Annotated in this window: 14 protein-coding genes; 11 read left to right on the forward strand and 3 right to left on the reverse strand. The window is 67.3% G+C overall.

Annotation, left to right across the window (positions count from 1 at the left end; genetic code table 11):
- The first annotated feature begins 60 nt into the window (after window positions 1-60).
- Window positions 61-597: a DinB family protein gene (locus tag D7Y15_RS00555; protein ID WP_120578737.1), complete on the forward strand. Its 537-nt coding sequence runs from the start codon at window positions 61-63 to the stop codon at window positions 595-597.
- Window positions 598-602: 5 nt separating this feature from the next.
- On the opposite strand, the gene D7Y15_RS44015 is transcribed toward D7Y15_RS00555, so the two are convergent.
- On the reverse strand, window positions 603-1,238 hold the full coding sequence (locus D7Y15_RS44015) for a collagen-like protein (RefSeq protein WP_148712663.1): 636 nt from the start codon (window positions 1,236-1,238) through the stop codon (window positions 603-605).
- A 186-nt stretch (window positions 1,239-1,424) separates the two neighbouring features.
- Between D7Y15_RS44015 and D7Y15_RS00565 the strand changes: the two genes are divergently transcribed.
- From D7Y15_RS00565 to D7Y15_RS00590, 6 genes are all read left to right on the forward strand, one after another.
- Entirely contained in the window at window positions 1,425-2,069 is a 645-nt protein-coding gene (locus D7Y15_RS00565; RefSeq protein ID WP_158626951.1) for a nuclease-related domain-containing protein, read from the forward strand.
- 132 nt (window positions 2,070-2,201) lie between these two features.
- Window positions 2,202-4,406 (forward strand): RCC1 repeat-containing protein, encoded by a 2,205-nt coding sequence (locus D7Y15_RS00570; RefSeq protein ID WP_121751363.1) that lies wholly within the window; start codon window positions 2,202-2,204, stop codon window positions 4,404-4,406.
- Window positions 4,407-4,444: 38 nt separating this feature from the next.
- The gene (locus tag D7Y15_RS00575; RefSeq protein WP_121751364.1) at window positions 4,445-6,658 is read left to right on the forward strand and encodes an RCC1 repeat-containing protein; all 2,214 of its coding nucleotides are present in this window, start codon (window positions 4,445-4,447) and stop codon (window positions 6,656-6,658) included.
- Between the two features lie 63 nt (window positions 6,659-6,721).
- Window positions 6,722-7,051, forward strand: a complete 330-nt coding sequence (locus D7Y15_RS00580) for a helix-turn-helix transcriptional regulator (protein WP_120578739.1) — start codon at window positions 6,722-6,724, stop codon at window positions 7,049-7,051.
- Window positions 7,048-9,498, forward strand: coding sequence for an excinuclease ABC subunit UvrA (locus D7Y15_RS00585; RefSeq protein ID WP_121751365.1), 2,451 nt, complete (start codon window positions 7,048-7,050; stop codon window positions 9,496-9,498). The genes D7Y15_RS00580 and D7Y15_RS00585 overlap by 4 nt, the downstream gene beginning before the upstream one ends.
- Before the next feature lie 77 nt (window positions 9,499-9,575).
- The gene (locus D7Y15_RS00590) at window positions 9,576-10,328 is read left to right on the forward strand and encodes a bifunctional 2-polyprenyl-6-hydroxyphenol methylase/3-demethylubiquinol 3-O-methyltransferase UbiG (RefSeq protein ID WP_120578741.1); all 753 of its coding nucleotides are present in this window, start codon (window positions 9,576-9,578) and stop codon (window positions 10,326-10,328) included.
- Here D7Y15_RS00590 and D7Y15_RS00595 read toward each other — a convergent pair.
- A complete protein-coding gene (locus D7Y15_RS00595) occupies window positions 10,315-10,893 on the reverse strand; it encodes a hypothetical protein (RefSeq protein ID WP_121751366.1) in 579 nt (192 codons plus the stop codon). The genes D7Y15_RS00590 and D7Y15_RS00595 overlap by 14 nt on opposite strands.
- 86 nt (window positions 10,894-10,979) lie before the next feature.
- Here D7Y15_RS00595 and D7Y15_RS00600 point away from each other — a divergent pair, with 86 nt between their 5' ends.
- Entirely contained in the window at window positions 10,980-11,480 is a 501-nt protein-coding gene (locus D7Y15_RS00600; RefSeq protein ID WP_120578743.1) for a hypothetical protein, read from the forward strand.
- A 156-nt stretch (window positions 11,481-11,636) separates the two neighbouring features.
- Here the strand turns inward: D7Y15_RS00600 and D7Y15_RS00610 are convergent, their stop codons facing one another.
- Window positions 11,637-12,785, reverse strand: coding sequence for a serine/threonine-protein kinase (locus D7Y15_RS00610; RefSeq protein WP_158628970.1), 1,149 nt, complete (start codon window positions 12,783-12,785; stop codon window positions 11,637-11,639).
- A gap of 456 nt (window positions 12,786-13,241) precedes the next feature.
- Here D7Y15_RS00610 and D7Y15_RS00615 point away from each other — a divergent pair, with 456 nt between their 5' ends.
- The 3 genes from D7Y15_RS00615 (at window position 13,242) to D7Y15_RS00625 (ending at window position 17,441) form a co-directional block, all read left to right on the forward strand.
- On the forward strand, window positions 13,242-13,865 hold the full coding sequence (locus tag D7Y15_RS00615) for a sigma-70 family RNA polymerase sigma factor (protein WP_158628971.1): 624 nt from the start codon (window positions 13,242-13,244) through the stop codon (window positions 13,863-13,865).
- A gap of 269 nt (window positions 13,866-14,134) precedes the next feature.
- Complete coding sequence (locus D7Y15_RS00620; RefSeq protein ID WP_233604788.1) at window positions 14,135-15,526, forward strand: S8 family serine peptidase; 1,392 nt, start codon at window positions 14,135-14,137, stop codon at window positions 15,524-15,526.
- A 61-nt stretch (window positions 15,527-15,587) separates the two neighbouring features.
- Window positions 15,588-17,441, forward strand: a complete 1,854-nt coding sequence (locus D7Y15_RS00625) for a Hint domain-containing protein (protein ID WP_121751368.1) — start codon at window positions 15,588-15,590, stop codon at window positions 17,439-17,441.
- The last annotated feature ends 99 nt before the right edge of the window (window positions 17,442-17,540 follow it).

The following is a 17,540-nucleotide window of genomic DNA, read 5'->3' on the forward strand; positions in this document are numbered from 1 at the left end:
CCCGCCGGTGGGGTCCAGCTGGGTCTTGAGGCACGTGCTCCGCCATGGAAGGCTCGCTGGATGGAAACCCAGGAGAACAGCAGCCTTCGAAGCGTGTTGCTGACCCAGCTGGACACGGCCTGGGCGCTCACCCAATACCATCTCAACGGGCTCACCACGCAGGAGTGCCTGCTCCGGCCCGCACGAAAGGGCCTGCACGTGGAGCAAGGCACGGACGGCGTCTGGCGCGCGGAGTGGCCGGAGTCAGAGGGCTATGACATCGGGCCCGCGTCCATCGCCTGGCTGACCTGGCACATGGGGTTCTGGTGGTCGATGGTGCATGACCACTCGTTTGGTACCGGCGCACTGAAGCGCGAGGACGTGCACTGGCCCGGAACCGCCGAGGGCGTGCAGGCATGGATCACACGCCTGCACGACCAGTGGCGAAGCGCCGTCATGGGGCTGGACGACTCCGAGCTAGACGCGTCGACGCGCACCCGGTGGCCCCTGGAGGGCAGGCCCTTCGCGGACATCGTCGCGTGGGTGAACGTGGAGCTGATGAAGAACGCGGCGGAGTTGGGCTACGCGCGCTTCGTCCTGGCCGTGGCGGACAGATAGCTGAATCAGACGTCGCCGCTGGCGGTTCCCACGATGCGGATGTCGCTCGACGCTGGATTGCTGCACGTCGCATCGATGCTGACCCGCCAACTGGGAACATCCGAATGGACGATGAGCGTCCCTCTCCATGCGGAGCAGGCGGTCGTAGCGCTACCGGAATGAATGGTGACTCTCGAATCCGGCAGCGTCACGACTTGTCCAGCCAGCGGAAGCGGGCGGCCGATGATGACCTGGATGGAGCGGCCGATCATCTCGGGGCAGCTTCCCGTCGTCTTGGGCGGATCAATGTAGAAGGTGAAACTGTTCTGGTCGCAGGTCGAAGGCGCCACGCAATAGTTTTCCTTGTCCCTGCTCTCATCGAAGGCATAGGTGCGACCCGAGATGGCGGGGCTCGTGAACGACCAGTCACAAGTGGCCTTCGCGGGACGGCAGCAAGCCGTGGCGCCACCGGGACAATCCGTCGTGAAGCAGCCCACCGGGTTGCTTTCCGAGCCTCCGGCACAAGCACCAAGACTGAACGCATCCCTGCCAGAGCGGCTGCACGAGAAGAGGTGCGCGCCGTCGCAGAAGGTCCTGCCGGGCTCGCAGACAACCGCGCCCACGAGGCTGTCGGAAACGGTGACAAGGGACTCCGGAGACATCTGGGGTCCCAGGGACCCTTCATCCCCCAGACAGGCAGTGACGAGAGACAGGAAGACACACATTGAAACCACGACGAGGGAGCGCGTTGGCATGGCGGAACCAATAGGCCTCCGCACCCTCTCCGTTAAATCCCTCCGGAGGGGTATGCTCAGTCCGGCTCAACCAAGGTCATGCGTGGGGGTGTCATGCCGAAGCAACACAACGGAGCGGATGATCCGAACGCCGCGGGGTACTCCGTCCGCCGGCCCGGAGAGAGCGCACGAGAGAAGCAGAACGCGCTCGCGAAGGCCGCGCCGATCAAGACCTTCTTCACGCGGCTCTTCGGAATGCACACCGATGAGCGTGCCTGGGGGCGCGGCGCCGAAGGCGAGGAACGCGTAGGCCGGTTGCTCGAACCCCTGCGAGCGCAGGGCTGGTTCATCCAGCACGACGTCAGGATTGGCCAGAACGGCGCGAACGTGGATCACCTCGTGATTGGCCCGCCGGGCGTCTACGTCATCAACACCAAGTTCCTCCGCCAGAACGTGTGGGTCGCCGGGAACGTCATCAAGGTCGGCGGCTCCAACAAGGACTACGTGAGGAAGGGCGAAGCAGAGGCCAAGCGGGTCCGTGAAAAGCTGCTCGCGGCGACGCGACTCCGCTCGCTCTGGGTCCAAAGCCTGCTGGTCTTCGTGGACGCGGAGCTCGTGGTGAGGGAGCCACCGAGGAACGTCCCGGTGCTCGGAGATCACGAACTGGTTACGGCCCTGCTCGCCCAGGAAGTCACGCTGGGGCGGGACGAAGTCATGGCGCTCGCCAGGGCCGCCCAGCAGATGGCGACCTGGGGCTGAGCCCCATGTGATGACGCATTGCGCGCCGACTCTCTCGCATCAGCGGGGGTTCCAGCGCCTCTCTCCCCCAAACCTATCCGTCTTTCTTGAACTGTCGTAATAGCCGACAGGCAGGCATTCAAGGAGACAGGGATGAATCACCGTGCAGGCTGTTGGCTGCCCATGCTGTTGGGGCTGGGTTTGTTCATGGGTTGCGGACAACCCCCACCCGAGTCAGACGAGACGGCGGTGGCGTCGTCCACCTCTGCCATCAAGCGTTCCAGTCCACGCGCGCGGGTCGCGGCAGGCTTCCGGCACTCCCTGGTCATCCGGCCGGACGGCACTGTCTGGTCAGCGGGCCGCAACAGCGACGGGCAATTGGGGGACGACACGCTCACGGATCGCACCACGCCCGTGAAGGTGCAGGGTCTGACGGGCGCGGTGTCCGTCAGCGCGGGCTACTACCATTCCGTGGCGCTGATCACGGGCGGCACCGTGTGGACCTGGGGCGACAACTCGGCGGGGCAGCTGGGGGACGGCACCTCTACGTTCCGGAAGGTGCCCACCCAGGTAGCAGGGCTCAGCGGAGTCACTTCCGTGGGTGCTGGCTTCGCGCACACCGTGGCCGTGAAGCCGGACGGGACGGTCTGGGCGTGGGGTGACAACGCGTACTGCCAGTTGGGCGACGGCACGACGACTGATCGCGCCACGCCCGTGAAGGTGCAGGGGCTGACCGGCGTCGTCGCGGTCGTGGGCGGATACAACCACTCGCTGGCCGTGCGTTCCGACGGCACCCTCTGGGCCTGGGGCAGCAACGCCTATGGAGTGCTGGGGGACGGCTCTGGCCAGACGCAGTGCGCCCCCGTGCAGGTGCCGGGCATGACGGGAGTCGTCGCGATGGCCTCGGGCTACCGCGTCTCCGCGGCCGTGAGGTCGAACGGCACGGTCTGGGCCTGGGGAGACATTGGCCTGGGCGGCGCTACCCCGGTGCAGGTGCCGGGGCTCACGGGCATCACCGACGTGAGCGCCTCCATCCACGTGCTCGCACAGCGCTCGGACGGCACCATCTGGACCTGGGGCACCAACGGCAATGGCCAGTTGGGCATCGGCAACAAGACGACCGTGGACGTCTCCGCGCCCGTCCAGGTCCAGGGGCTCACGGGCGTCGTCGCCACGGCGGCGGCCGCCCATCACTCGCTGGCCCTGCGCTCTGACGGTTCGGTGTGGGCCTGGGGTGGCAACCTCTCCGGCGAGCTGGGCAATGGCGCGGTGGTCCGGCACTACGTACCGCAGCCGGTGCAGGGGCTGGGGACGGCCCTGGCCGTGGCGGGAGGCAGGCATCACTCAGTGGCGGTACGCGCCGACGGGACGGTGTGGTCCTGGGGTGGCAACTGGAACGGCCAGTTGGGCGACGGCACCACCACGCGGCGTGCGCTCCCTGCGGCCGTGCCGGGAATGACTGAGGTGCTGACGGTCGTTGCGAACGAGGCCACCACTCTTGCGCTGCGCGCCAACGGTACGGTCTGGGGATGGGGCGTCAACAGCAGCTTCCAGTTAGGGGATGGCACGTCCACTGACCGCCTCACCCCCGTCCAGGCGCAGGGAATCGAGGGCATCACCGCCGTCGCGCTCGGCGGCACCCACGCTCTGGCGCTGAAGCATGACGGCACCGTCTGGGCCTGGGGCCGCAACGACTACGGGCAGTTGGGGGATGGGACGACGGTGAGCCATGCGACCGCTTTTCAGGTCCCGGGGCTGACGGGCGTGATTGCCGTCGCGGCGGGCGATGACCACTCGCTGGCGCTGACGTACGACGGCATCGTCTTGTCCTGGGGTGGAAACTGGCTGGGCCAGTTGGGCGACGGCACCTTCACCGACCGGTACACCCCCGCGCAGGGCCCGGGACTGACCGACGCGGTCTCCGTGGTCGCGGGCCCCTACCGCTCGTTCGCGCTCAGTGCCAACGGCACAGCTCTGAGCTGGGGCGCCAACGGCTACGGCGAGTTGATGCGCCCCTATCGCTCCCCCATCATGGGCGCCCTGCCCTTCAATGGACTGACCACGCTGGCGGCAGCGCCGTACGTATCGCTCGCTGCGGACTTCACCGGCGCGGTGTGGACCGCCGGGGACAACAGCTGGGGCCAGTGGGGCAACGACACCGTTGAGATTTACGACGACACGCCCGTGCAAGTGACGAGCCTGTCGGACGGCGTCATCGCGGCGGCAGGTGGCAACTACCACATGCTGGTCATCCGCATGGACGGCACGGTGTGGACCTGGGGCCGTAATTCCGACGGCCAGCTGGGCGACGGGACATCCCTGGACGCGCTCGTGCCGCTGCGCTCGCAGTTCTACTGAGCCGTTCAATTTCTCACACGCAAAACAAGGATGTATCAATGACAATCACGAGTTCCCTCTGGGGACAGCGTCTGGCCGGAGTCTGGCTCGGGCTGTGCCTGTTCGCTGGCTGCGGGCAACCGCAACCGGACGCCGCCGCTCCCGAATCCGCAACAACCTCCGCTGGCATCAAACGCACCAGCCCGCGCACCCGGCTGGCTGCGGGCCTGGACCATTCGCTGGCGATCCGTCCGGACGGCACCGTCTGGACGGCTGGAATAAATGAAACCGGCCAACTGGGAGATGGCACGCGCGTAAATCGCTCCTCGCCAGTGCAGGCGGTGGGGCTGTCGGGCGTCGTGTCCGTCGCGGGCGGGGCATACCACTCACTGGCGGTGCGCTCGGACGGCACCGTCTGGGCCTGGGGCTCCAACGGCTTTGGCCAGCTGGGCAACGGCACCCACAACAGCCGCACCGCGCCCGCGCAGGTACCAGGAATGAGCGGGGTCTCCTCCGTCGCTGCGGGCTGGTACTTCAGCCTTGCCGTGAAGTCTGACGGCACGGTGTGGGCCTGGGGGGAAAACACCGAATGCGAGCTGGGCGACGGAACCACGACCCATCGACTCATCCCCACCCAGGTGCCCGGTCTCACCAATGTAGTCGCCGTGCTCGCCAGGAGCGACTACTCCCTGGCGCTGCGCTCCGATGGCACCATTTGGGCCTGGGGTGACAACTTCAGTGGCCAGTTGGGGGATGGGACGGAAGTCCAGCGATGCAGCCCGGTGCAGGTGCAAGGACTGTCGGGCATCACGGCCGCGGCGGCGGGCCCCCACGGAGCGCTCGCGGTGAAGTCGAATGGCACCGTCTGGGCATGGGGATCCGTCGGCCACACTTGGTCTCTCACGCCAAAGCAGGTCCCGGACCTCACGGGCATCATCGACGTCAGCGCTTACGACCACGTGCTCGCGCAACGCTCCGATGGCACCGTCTGGGCATGGGGCTCCAACGGCTCCGGCCAGTTGGGAAATGGCAACAAGGTGTCCACCTCCAAGCCCATCCAGGTCCCAGGGCTGACGGGCGTCGTCGCCACGGCGGCTGGCGACGGCCATTCTTTGGCCATGCGCTCCGACGGTTCGGTCTGGGCATGGGGTGGCAACATGTATGGACAGTTGGCCAACGGCGCGATTCCTCGTCACCTCGTCCCCGAGCAAGTACCCAATCTCATGGGCGTGGTGGCCGTGGCGGCTGGCCCACAGTATTCCCTGGCTGTCCTCTATGACGGGACCGTGTGGGCGTGGGGGGATAATGACTACGGCCAGTTGGGCGACGGCACCACCACGCGGCGCGCGATTCCCGCAGCGGTGCCCGGGCATACAGGAGTCATTGCGGTAACGGCGGAGAACAATGCCTCCATGACACTTCACTCGGACGGAACAGTCTGGGCCTGGGGCTCCAACAGCTTTGGCCAGCTGGGCAACGGCACCAACACCGACCGCATGACGCCTGGACAGGTACCCGGGCTGACGTCCGTGAGCGCTGTCGCCATGGGAGGTGGCTTCGCCCTGGCGCTGAAATACGACGGTACCGTCTGGGCCTGGGGCATCAACATATCGGGCGAATTGGGCGATGGAACCACCCAGTCGCGTCGGGTTCCCACTCAGGTCCAAGGCTTGACGGGTATCACGGCTATTTCGGCGGGTTCCAGCCATTCGCTCGCGGTGCGCTACGATGGCACCGTCTGGGCGTGGGGGGAGAATCGCTTCGGCCAGTTGGGCGACGGGACCAAAATCGATCGTTCAACGCCTGTCCAGGTCCCGGGCATCATCGATGCAGTATCCGTATCTGCGGGTCGACTCCATTCTCTCGCGGTGCGCTCGGACGGCACGGGCTTGGGGTGGGGACATAGTGGCTACGGACAAGCGCTGGGATGGGAACCCATCTACGAGTCAGGACTGGAGCCCATTGCAATCCGCGACCTGAGCACCGTCGTCGCGGACTTCGACATCAGCCTAGCAACGGATTTCACAGGCGGGGTGTGGGTCGGCGGGCGCAACGACTGGGGTCAGCTCGGGAATGACGCCTACAGCTCGGATGAACCGGTGCGTATCGACGCATTGGAAGGCGGCCTCACCGCAGCAGACACCAGCGGTGATCACCTGGTCGTGGTCCGCCCGGACGGCACTGTCTGGACGTGGGGCCGCAACTCCGACGGCGAGCTGGGCAACGGGACGTTCCTCGACATGCACTCGCCCGTGCGCTCGCAGTTGTTCTGACGCATCCCCGGCGACCCGCGCTGCATGCTTGACTATCCATAAGCCCCAACTTATGCGTCGCGCATGCAGCGCGTGGCCGTGGCCGAGAACAAGATCTTCCAGGCACTGGCGGACCCGAACCGCCGGGCGATTCTCGTGTCACTCACGCGTGGCGAAGCGGCGGTGAAGGACCTCACGGCGCGATTCGACATCTCGCAGCCCGCGGTCTCCCAGCACCTCGCTGCCTTGAAGAGCGCTGGCCTGGTGAAGGGCCGGCGTGAAGGGCGTTGCACCTACTACCGGGTGGATCCACGCGGAATGAAGCCGCTCATCGACTGGATCGCGCACTACCGCGCGTTCTGGTCGGAGCACGTCGACCGCCTCGAACAACTGCTGGAGAAAATGGACCCATGACCTCCTCCGACAAGACCGCCGCTCAGCGCCGTTCGAGCCCCGCGGACAGCCATGACCTCATCCGCGTCCAGGGCGCTCGCGAGAACAACCTGAAGGACGTCAGCGTGGAGCTGCCCAAGCGGCGGCTCACCGTCTTCACGGGCGTCTCCGGCTCCGGCAAGTCGTCGCTCGTCTTCGGCACCATCGCCGCGGAGTCCCAGCGGTTGATCAACGAAACCTACAGCGCGTTCGTCCAGGGCTTCATGCCCACGCTGGGCCGCCCCGAGGTCGACGTCCTGGAAGGACTCACGACCGCCATCATCGTCGACCAGGAGCGCATGGGCGCGAACTCCCGCTCGACGGTCGGCACCGCGACGGACGCCAACGCCATGCTGCGCGTGCTGTTCAGCCGCCTGGGCAAGCCTTACATCGGTTCGTCCAACGCGTTCTCCTTCAACGTCCCGTCGGTCCGCGCATCAGGCGAGATGACCGTCGAGAAGGGCGAGGGCAGCAAGACCGAGAAGAAGGTCTTCAACGTCACCGGCGGCATGTGTCCGAAGTGCGAGGGCATGGGGCAGGTCAGCGACATCGACCTGACCCAGCTGTATGACGACAGCAAGTCGCTCAACGAGGGCGCCCTCACCATCCCCGGCTACAACGTGGACGGCTGGCTCGTGCGCATCTTCGGGGCCTCGGGCTTCATCGACCCGGACAAGCCGATCCGCAAGTACACCAAGCAGGAGCTTCACGACTTCCTCTACAAGGAACAGACCAAGGTGAAGGTCGACAAGATGAACCTCACCTACGAGGGGCTCATCCTGCGGATCCAGAAGTCGTTCCTGTCCAAGGACGTGGACGCCATGCAGCCGCACATCCGTGCGTTCGTGGAGCGCGCGGTCACGTTCACCTCCTGCCCCGAATGCAAGGGCACCCGGCTCAGCGCGCCCGCCCGGTCCTCCAAGATCAAGGGCATCAACATCGCCGACGCCTGCGCGATGCAGATCAGCGACCTGGCCGAGTGGGTGCGCGGCCTGGACTCGCCATCCGTCGCCCCGCTGCTGGCGTCGCTGCGGCACACGCTCGAATCGTTCGTGGAGATCGGCCTGGGTTACCTCAGCCTCGACCGGCCCGCCGGCACGCTGTCGGGCGGTGAGGCGCAGCGCACCAAGATGATCCGCCACCTCGGGTCCTCGCTCACGGACGTGACCTACGTCTTCGACGAGCCGACGGTCGGACTGCACCCGCACGACATCCAGCGGATGAACGAACTGCTGCTGCGGCTGCGCGACAAGGGCAACACCGTGCTCGTGGTCGAGCACAAGCCGGAGATGATCGCGATCGCAGACCACGTCGTCGACCTGGGCCCCGGAGCCGGCACCGCTGGCGGCGAGGTGGTCTTCGAAGGCACCGTCGAGGCGCTGCGCGCGAGCGACACGCTCACCGGGCGCCACCTGAGCGACCGGGTCGCCCTGAAGTCGTCCGTGCGCAAGCCGTCTGGCGTGCTGAAGGTGCGCGGCGCCGGCACACACAACCTGAAGAAGGTCGACGTCGACATCCCGCTCGGCGTGCTGGTGGTGGTGACCGGCGTGGCGGGGTCCGGCAAGAGTTCGCTGATCCACGGCTCGGTGGGCAACCGGGACGGGGTGGTGTCCATCGACCAGGCTCCGATTCGCGGCTCGCGGCGGAGCAACCCGGCGACGTACACCGACCTGCTGGAGCCGATCCGCAAGGCGTTCGCGAAGGCCAACGGCGTGAAGCCCGCCCTGTTCAGCGCCAACTCCGAAGGCGCCTGCCCGACCTGCAATGGCGCCGGTGTCATCTACACCGACCTGGCGATGATGGCCGGCGTCACCACGGTCTGCGAGGACTGCGAAGGCCGGCGGTTCCAGGCGTCGGTGCTGGAGTACAAGCTCGGAGGGCTCAACATCGCCCAGGTGCTCGACCTGCCCGTGAAGGACGCGGTCGCCTTCTTCGGCTCCGGCAAGGCGCAGACGCCGGCCGCGTCCGCCATTCTTCAGCGCATGGCCGACGTGGGCCTCAGCTACCTCCGGCTCGGCCAGCCACTCACCACGCTGTCGGGTGGCGAGCGGCAGCGCCTCAAGCTCGCGACGCACATGGGGGACGAAGGCGGCGTCTACGTGCTCGATGAGCCGACCACCGGTCTGCATCTGGCCGACCTCGAGCAGCTGCTCGGGCTGTTGGACCGGCTGGTCGACTCCGGGAAGTCCGTCATCGTGATCGAGCACAACCAGGCGGTGATGGCGCACGCGGACTGGATCATCGACCTGGGGCCGGGCGCGGGCCACGACGGCGGACGCATCGTGTTCGAAGGCACCCCGGCCGACCTGGTGGCGGCGAAGTCGACGCTGACCGGCAAGCACCTGGCGGAATTCGTCAGTGGCGCTGCGAAGGCTGCCTCGGGGAAGGCACCCGAGCCGGCCCGGGCTCGTTCCCAGAAGAAGTCTTAGCAAGACGGGTCTCCGAGCCCCCCGCGCGACGGAATGGTAGCCTCTCCCCGGCAGTCGTCCTGACACCGGGGAGAATCATGGCAATCACGATGTCACCGCAGGAGTACGCCACGGCGTTCCGCATTCTCGCGGCGTCCGCAAGGCATCCAACGAACCTCCACCAGATCGTCACGGAGAGACTGCTCCCAGGTCTCTCCAAGCACCCCACCCTGCTGGACGTCGGAGCGGGGGCGGGCAAGGTCGCGGAACGGCTCGCGCCGCACTTCGACTCGCTCACCCTGCTCGAACCCCACCCCGAGCAGAGCTCCGGCTTCCATCATGAGAAGGCGACGGTCATCCCTGTCCCCCTGGAGCGGTACGCTTCCAATGACAGATATGACCTCGTCGTCTGCTCGCACGTCCTGTATCACGTCCCTGTGTCTGAATGGGGCGGCTTCATTGACAGACTGCTCGGCTTCGTGCGGCCCGGCGGCAGTTGTCTGATTGTGATGGCCGCCGCCCGCGGGCCGACCCATGCGATGTGCCGTGAGTTCTCCGACTCCCTGCATTTCAGCGAGGAGGTCGTCGCCGAGTTGCAGCGGAAGCACCTACCCCACGAGGCGATCCCGACGATGAGCGGGTTCGCCGCGCAGACCTTCGAGGAGATGTACACGCTCTGCCGCTTCCTCGTGCTGGAGGGGTGTTACACGGCCGCGCAGCTGGCGGTCCTGAACCCGGACGAGGCGGGAAGGCTCGATGCGCGAATCCGTGCGCATGCCGAGCGTTGCCAGCAGCCTGACGGAACGTACCGGCTGGAACAGGATGAGGATGTGATCCTCATCTCCCGGTAGCCGTCACGCCCACCCTGGAGGCGACGTCTTCCAGGACGTCGCGGGGAAGCTTCAAGGCCTGGCTGAACTCCGCCTTCAGGGCATCAGGCACCGGAGGCTCGCGCGCGTCGAGCGCCGCGAGCACCCGCTCCGCCCACGCGAGGAACGCAAGCCCCTGCCGCGCCAGGGATTGGGCGAAGGGAAGAAACGCCACTTCGACCCGGGGCGAGAGGGGTTTCTCCGAGGCGCTCCGGTCCTCCATGCTCAAGACGTCCCCCTGGCGCCAGAGCCGCATGTGTGACTCTTCCCAGGGGTTGGCGCCCGCCTCCGCCGCGCCATCGAGCAGCGCCTTCAGCGCGAAGAACCAGCTCCAGGTCATCCAGAACTCGTCCACCGAGCCGTCATCGCTGAAGGGGTGGCCGCCCACGTCGATGAAGAATCCGCCCTGGAAGCTGCAACAGGTCACGGACGGGCGACGGAGGTACATGTCCACCGCTTCGGCCTCCAGCCCCTCCAGGGACTGAAGCGGCACCCAGTCCGGACCGATGAGTACGCGGAACTCCGCATGGAAGGGTGAGGGAGCCATGGGGAAGAGCGTAACGCATCCCCTTGCATGGACAGTGTCTGGAGGGGAACCGGGGTGATGGCGGGGCACCCGCGTATCCTGGCGCGATGAACGCCCTTGCCCTGCTCGCCCTGATGGTCCCAGCCGCGTCGCCTGACTACGGCTCGCCGCAACCCTGGTACACGGTGGGCCCGCTGCTGAGCGTGAGCCGCCGCCAGGAGGACACCACCTGGGGCGTGGGCCTGGAGTCCACGCTCAACGTGGCGATGCACAACAACAGCATGAGATCCTTCAGGTCGGGCGCCGTGGGCGTCTTTGGACAGGGGCAGTGGATGGACGGCGACCATGCGCGGCTGTGTGGCGGCGTCCAGGGCACCTTCCTGCTCTTCGGGCTTGAGGCGGGCGTGGCCCACGAAACGGGGACGGCGGCCCACCGGCCCACGACGTCGCTCCACGTGGCGCCCTTCCTCGGCTTCGTCTACGGCTCCGTGGGCCTCCGCTTCAACGTCCCCTTCCAGGACGGACGGGACCTGTCGGGCCGCCTCCCGTATGGCCGGGAGATTGGCCTCACGCTGACCCTCAAGAAGCCCTTCTCCCCCATGCTCTGATCGTGCCCCCATGAAGCCCGAACCCATTGTCCCTGTGGGGCCCGGGGCGTCCGTGTCGAGCTGATGGACCTGGACGAGGTGTATCCGGACGTCCTGGTGGACTGGGGGCTCAAGCCCGCCGAGCCAGGCCTCTCCCCGCCCGAGCCCGTGGGGGAGTCAGGCATGCTGTTCGCGAGCTACGTGGACGTGCCCGGCCTGCGCACCCAGCTGTTCGATGAGGCGCGACGACAGGGGGCCCAGGTCGCCGCCTCCCAGCTGCGGGTGCGGATCACCCGCCCCGGGCAGACCTTCCCGGATTGGACCTGGGATGTGCTCTGGGCACGGCGGGACTGAGGACCACCACGGTCGCAGGTGCTCCAGCACGGCGCAGAGCACGTCCGCCTGTGCGAATCGCTCCGCGGGTTCCTCCGCGAGACAGCACGCGATGACGGCGGCGAAGCCCGGATTGATTCCAGGGAGCCACTCCGTCAACAGCGCCGCCGGGCCACGCCGCGCCGGAGGCAACCGGCCCGTGCACAGCTCGAACAACAGCAACCCCAGCGCGTGGAGGTCACTCCGCGGGGTCGCGGACTCGCCCATGCGGATCTCCGGCGCCAGGTAGCGCGGCGTCCCCACCACCTCCCGCACCACTCGAGGCGCCGTGACTCCGCGCCCCACGAACGTCGCGAGCCCGAAATCGATCAGCTTCACCGTGCCGTCAGGTTTCAGGATGGCGTTGCCGGGCTTGAGGTCGCGGTGCAGCACCCCACCCTGGTGCGCGGCGCGCAGCCCTGACGCGAGCCCCTCCGCGATGTCGAGCACCCGCTGCCATGGCAGTGGCGTCCGCAGCTCCGCCAGGCTCTTTCCGTCCACGTACTCGTAGACGAGGTACGGCCGCCCGTCGAACTCACCCGCGCCATACATGGTCACCACGTTCGGGTGCTGGATCCGTGCGATGGCGCGCGCCTCGGTGGCGAAGCTCGCGAGCATTCCCGCATCCGGCTGGAGCGCGACACACACCTTCAGCGCCACCCGTCGCTCCCCCGTCGCATCCCGCGCCAGGTAGACGGCCCCCATGCCGCCCCGCCCCAACAACCGCTCCAACCGGAACCCGTCCAGAACCTCCGGCGGCGTCCAGGTGGCGCCTGTCACGCAAGGTCGACGCGAACAGCGCCCTCCTCCCTCCAGCGGCTGGGTCTCCGGCGGCAGGGCGTCTCCATGCGCGAGCGTCACCAGCAGCGCCCGGCACGCGGGGCAACGAGCCGCATGATGATGCGCCAGGACGTTCGCCGTCACCGGCAGCCGGCCCTCGAACAGGGCAACCACGTCCTCATCGCATAGGCAATTGGACGGCAATCTCATCCCCCCCTCGAAACAGCCAGCAGCAGCCTCGCATGTAACGTTCATGTTCCGGATCCATTGCGATGTTTCGTGGTTCCAGAGGGCCATGAGCATACGACTAGCCTTAAAACGAGAACTCAAGGCATAATCAGGTCGTCGTGTGAAGGGGGGGAACATGAAACTCGCACCAGCGTTCCTGTCGCGCGCGAGCTGGCACGTCGAAGAGGCAGTGCAACTCGAAGCCCTGGAGGGCCTGCTGCGACAGGTCTGGGCGGAGGGATGTCGGCCCTGGCCGGACATTCCCCTCTCCCAGGACGCCTTCGTTGCCTCCCTGGCTACACACACTCCCAGTCCGTCAGTCCGAACCGGCATCGCAGGGATCTTCGCTCAACTCACTCCCGGCGACCTCTACCTGGCCTGCGCCTGTGCCGAGGGCATCCCGTGGCGCTGGCCGCGTTCGAGCGGCGCTACATCGCGAGCATCCCCGCGACGCTGGGGCACATGAAGCTGACGGAGGCCGTGCTCGATGACGTCCGGCAACAGGTGCGTGAACACCTGTTGGTGCGCACCAACAGGCCTCCTCGGATTTCGGAGTACTCCGGCCGCAGCCCGCTCGCCAACTGGCTGCGCGTCGTGTCCGTGCGCACCGCCCTCAGCCTGCTGCGCACGGCGCGCGAAGAGGACGCGACGGGCGACGAGGCCATCCTCGAGTCCCTGCCCGCCTCCGTGGGAGACCCAGAGACGGAGGCCATCCAGCGGCGCTACGAGGGCGAGTTCCGCCAGGCCATGGAGGACGCCTTCGCCGCCCTGTCCAGCAAGCCCCGGTACCTGCTGCGCCTCCACTTCGTGGACCGGCTGTCCACCACCAAGATTGGCGCCCTGTTCAACGTCAACCAATCCACCGCGTCCCGGTGGCTCCAGAGCGCCCAGCAGGACGTCCATGACGAGACGCGGCGCCTGTTGAAGGAACGCCTGGACCTCTCCTCCCAGGACTTCACCAGCGTCCTGCGCTCCGTGGAGAGCCAGCTCGATTTGAGCCTCAGCCGCATCCTCACGGAGGCCTGATGCGGTTTTCCACGATGCGGCGCCGCACAGCCACGCAATAACAATTCACTCCTCGTGAATTCTGATAAAGATTGCATAGCTTGATTCCGGGTCGCGTCTTTAAGACGCGAACACCCGGTCTGTGCCGGACAGCACACAGCATCGCCCTGGTGGAGCACGGCACCCGCCCCTGCCCCACCGCACCCATCAACCACCTTCCGCCCGAGCGCGTTCGGCCCCCACGGCCACGACGCCGGAGGCACATCCACACCTGCAGCACAGGAGGCCACATGTCGACAAACCAGACACGCCCCAGCCGCGCCACCGCCATGAGAAGCCAACTCCTGCCCTGGATGGGCATGCTCACGCTGGCGCTGGGCGGATGCAGCGACCCGGGCGCCCAGGACGTCGGCACGCCGCCGCCGGCGAAGCTCATGAGCCGCGTGGCGCCCCTGAACGCGGCGCCTCCGGGCCTGGCCATCTCCGGTGAGTACATCGTGGTCTTCGAGTCGGAGGTGAACACGTCCGCCATCGACACCGCGGTGGCGGAGGTCGTCCAGGCGGGCGGCGCCAACGCGCTGATGCACCAGTACTCCATCGTGCCCGGGTTCTCCGCGAAGCTGGACGCCACGGAGCTCGCCAGGCTCCGCGCCAACCCGGCCGTCGCCTATATCGAAGAGAACGCGGCCGTCAGCATCAACACCCCCTTCCCCAGCCCCGCGGACGGCACCGACCGCGTGGATCAGCGGCTGGGCCGCGACGGCATCTACAACGACCACGGCCGCACCGGCTTCGGCGTGCACCTCTACGTCGTCGACACCGGCATCAACTCGACCCACACCGAGTTCACCGGCCGCATCGGCAACGGCTTCAGCGCCATCAACGACGGGCGCGGCGTGGAGGACTGCCACGGCCACGGCACGCACGTGAGCAGCACGGCCGCGGGAACTCAGTACGGCATGGCCAAGAAGGCCCGCATCCACCCCGTCCGCGTGCTGAACTGTGGCGGCGGCGGGACGTGGGAGGGCGTCATCGCGGGTGTGGACTTCGTCCGCTCCAACTGCGCCACCCAGAACGGCCCCTGCGTCGCCAACATGAGCCTGGGCGGCGGGATGTCCCCCACCGTCAACGCCGCCGTCACCAACGCCATCAACGCGGGCGTGACCTTCGTCGTCGCCGCGGGCAATGAGTCCACGGACGCGTGCACCCGCTCTCCGGCGAGCACGCCCGGGGCCATCACCGTGGCCGCCACGGACGACAGTGATCGGCGCGCGTGGTTCTCCAACTTCGGCAATTGCGTGGACATCTTCGCGCCGGGCGTCACCATCCTCGGCGCCTGGATTGGGAGCACCACCGCCACCAACGTCATCGACGGCACGTCCATGGCCAGTCCCCACGTCGCGGGCGTCGCCGCGCAATACCTGACGGACCACCTCAACGCCCGCACCACCCAGGTGGAGGCCAACGTCAAGGGCTCCGCGAGCCTGGAGTGCGTCACGGACACGCGCGGCTCCCCCAACACCTTCCTCTTCAGCGACCTGAACCAGGGCAACTACACCTGCAGCAACACGGTCGCCAGCTGCAGGGGCCTGTGCGGTGGCCCCGGCTACGGCTGCTTCTGCGAAGAGAGCTGCGTCCAGTACGGCGACTGCTGCCCGGACTACGCCGACGCCTGCCAGTGACCTTCAAGCCGTCTCGTCTCTCGCGTCCCTACCCCATCGTCTGAAGCAAGGAGGATGCAACATGATGCGCATGCGTCGTTATCTGGTGCTCGCGGGCACCGGCTTGAGCCTGCTGTCCAGCTGCACGTCGAACCCCCAGGAGTCCACGCCGGAGTTCCACGGCCGCAACCAGCAGGGCCTGGGTGAACCGGGCCGGCTGAGCCGGGCCGAGTGGACCACCTACCTCTCCGACCAGAAGTACCTGCACTCCATCGCGAAGCCGGACGTGCGGATCCGCCTGAACCTGGCGGACCCGGCGCAGCACCGCTTCGCCCTGTCCCGCCTCAAGCTCGCGGGCAAGACGCCGGAGAACTCGCCCTACCTGTTCAAGGCCCTGGAGCAGCGGCGCCAGGACCAGGTGGCCCGGGGCTACGCGCCCGGCCTGCTGCCCCCGGAGGCCAACAGCCTGGTGGGGACCGCGGACCGCCAGGAGATGCACCTCATCGAGGAGGCCAGCACGGGTGAGACGACCGCGGTGGCCAATGACGGCCTGGGCACCGCCAGCTCCACCTTCCCGGGCGGCGCCATCTACACCTACGTCGACACCAGCTACTCGGACTCCAGCGGCAACGCGCTGGGCGACCTGGCGTGGCGCGAGGAGTTCGACGGTGGCTACAACGTCACCATCAACGCCACGGGCAACCTGGCGCTGACGACCCTCAAGCGCTACCGCGTGTCCTCCTACAAGGTCGAGGAGTCCGCCGGCCAGAACGTCATGGACTCGTACATCTTCACGGAGATGGGCGTCGAAGGCGGCCCCGTCGTCAACGAGGCGCCCCGCCTGGGCGGCCTCACGGTGCTCGCGCCGCTCGACGTCGCGTTCAACGACAACCTCATCTCCGTGTGCCTCAACCGCACCTGGACCCAGGACTGCGACTACGACCTGACGGGCAACCTGAACTCCGTCAAGCTGCCGCTGCAGGGCTCCATCTCCGTCACCAGCAGCCACGTCTTCGACGACGCCGTCATCACCCAGCTCAAGGCGGACCTGAACTCGGGCGTGGCCCGCCCGGACGCCGGCCACCTCAAGCTCATCCTCACCAACACGGGCGGCGGCTGCGACGTCACCGACGGCAACACGCTCGTGGGCAAGATGAACCAGTTCTGGAACCGCGTCACCCTGAGCACGGACAAGAAGACCTTCTCCTGGGACCTCACGGGCACCAACGCCGCCTTCTTCGACGACGGCTGCCGCCAGATGCAGGACTCCGCGAAGCTGACCGCGCTCATCTCCCTGCCGCTCATCTCCGCGGGCACCAAGTACCGCTCCTCCATCACCCTGAGCAATGATCCGGCCGCCGTCCGCCCGGACTACGTCTTCAAGAAGATCACCGTCACCAACAGCTGCCTGGCCGAGGGCACCGAAATCGCCATGGCCGAGGGCAAGCCGGCCGCCATCGAGTCCCTGAAGGCCGGTGACCACGTCACCAACCCCTACAACCCGTCCCTCACCATCATGGACACGGCCGTCGGCATCGAGACGACCCCCATGGTGCGCATCCACGACGAGGCGGGCCGCAGCCTGCTGATGACGGAGATGCACCCCATCCAGGCCGTGGCGCGCGGCATGGTGCAGGCCCGCGACCTGCGCACGGGGGACCTGGTGATGACCCGCACGGGCCCCAGCAAGCTCACCGCGGTGACCCGCGAGGCGTTCACCGGCAAGGTCTACAACGTCAAGGTCGGCTCCAAGACGGAGAAGGCCCTGCTCGGTGAAGACCAGACTGCGGTGTACGCCAACGGCTTCCTGGTGGGCGACGGGCAGATCCAGAAGAAGTACGAGGCCATCGCGCAGCAGCCCAAGACGGGCGACATGCTGGCCCGGCTCCCCAGCCGCTGGCACCGCGACTACCAGCTGTCGCTCCAGCGCAAGTAACCCCAGCCCCCACGGCATGGCTGATGCGGCCACCCCACGGCTTTCGAGCGTGGGGTGGCCGTGCCGTTGCCGCCGTGGGGACGCCCTTCCCTTTTCGCG

The sequence above is a fragment of the Corallococcus sp. AB030 genome, assembly GCF_003668965.1.
In the GTDB taxonomy this organism is placed as follows: domain Bacteria; phylum Myxococcota; class Myxococcia; order Myxococcales; family Myxococcaceae; genus Corallococcus; species Corallococcus exiguus.

What these genes read in the sequence shown, in the direction of transcription:
- D7Y15_RS00580 (WP_120578739.1), top strand. Translation starts at nt 6,722, where the DNA reads ATGCAGCGCGTGGCCGTGGCCGAGAACAAGATCTTCCAGGCACTGGCG.
- D7Y15_RS00590 (WP_120578741.1), top strand. Translation starts at nt 9,576, where the DNA reads ATGGCAATCACGATGTCACCGCAGGAGTACGCCACGGCGTTCCGCATT.
- D7Y15_RS00555 (WP_120578737.1), top strand. Translation starts at nt 61, where the DNA reads ATGGAAACCCAGGAGAACAGCAGCCTTCGAAGCGTGTTGCTGACCCAG.
- D7Y15_RS00620 (WP_233604788.1), top strand. Translation starts at nt 14,135, where the DNA reads ATGTCGACAAACCAGACACGCCCCAGCCGCGCCACCGCCATGAGAAGC.
- D7Y15_RS00570 (WP_121751363.1), top strand. Translation starts at nt 2,202, where the DNA reads ATGAATCACCGTGCAGGCTGTTGGCTGCCCATGCTGTTGGGGCTGGGT.
- D7Y15_RS00595 (WP_121751366.1), bottom strand. Translation starts at nt 10,893, where the DNA reads ATGGCTCCCTCACCCTTCCATGCGGAGTTCCGCGTACTCATCGGTCCG.
- D7Y15_RS00625 (WP_121751368.1), top strand. Translation starts at nt 15,588, where the DNA reads ATGATGCGCATGCGTCGTTATCTGGTGCTCGCGGGCACCGGCTTGAGC.
- D7Y15_RS00565 (WP_158626951.1), top strand. Translation starts at nt 1,425, where the DNA reads ATGCCGAAGCAACACAACGGAGCGGATGATCCGAACGCCGCGGGGTAC.
- D7Y15_RS00575 (WP_121751364.1), top strand. Translation starts at nt 4,445, where the DNA reads ATGACAATCACGAGTTCCCTCTGGGGACAGCGTCTGGCCGGAGTCTGG.
- D7Y15_RS00600 (WP_120578743.1), top strand. Translation starts at nt 10,980, where the DNA reads ATGAACGCCCTTGCCCTGCTCGCCCTGATGGTCCCAGCCGCGTCGCCT.
- D7Y15_RS44015 (WP_148712663.1), bottom strand. Translation starts at nt 1,238, where the DNA reads ATGTCTCCGGAGTCCCTTGTCACCGTTTCCGACAGCCTCGTGGGCGCG.
- D7Y15_RS00585 (WP_121751365.1), top strand. Translation starts at nt 7,048, where the DNA reads ATGACCTCCTCCGACAAGACCGCCGCTCAGCGCCGTTCGAGCCCCGCG.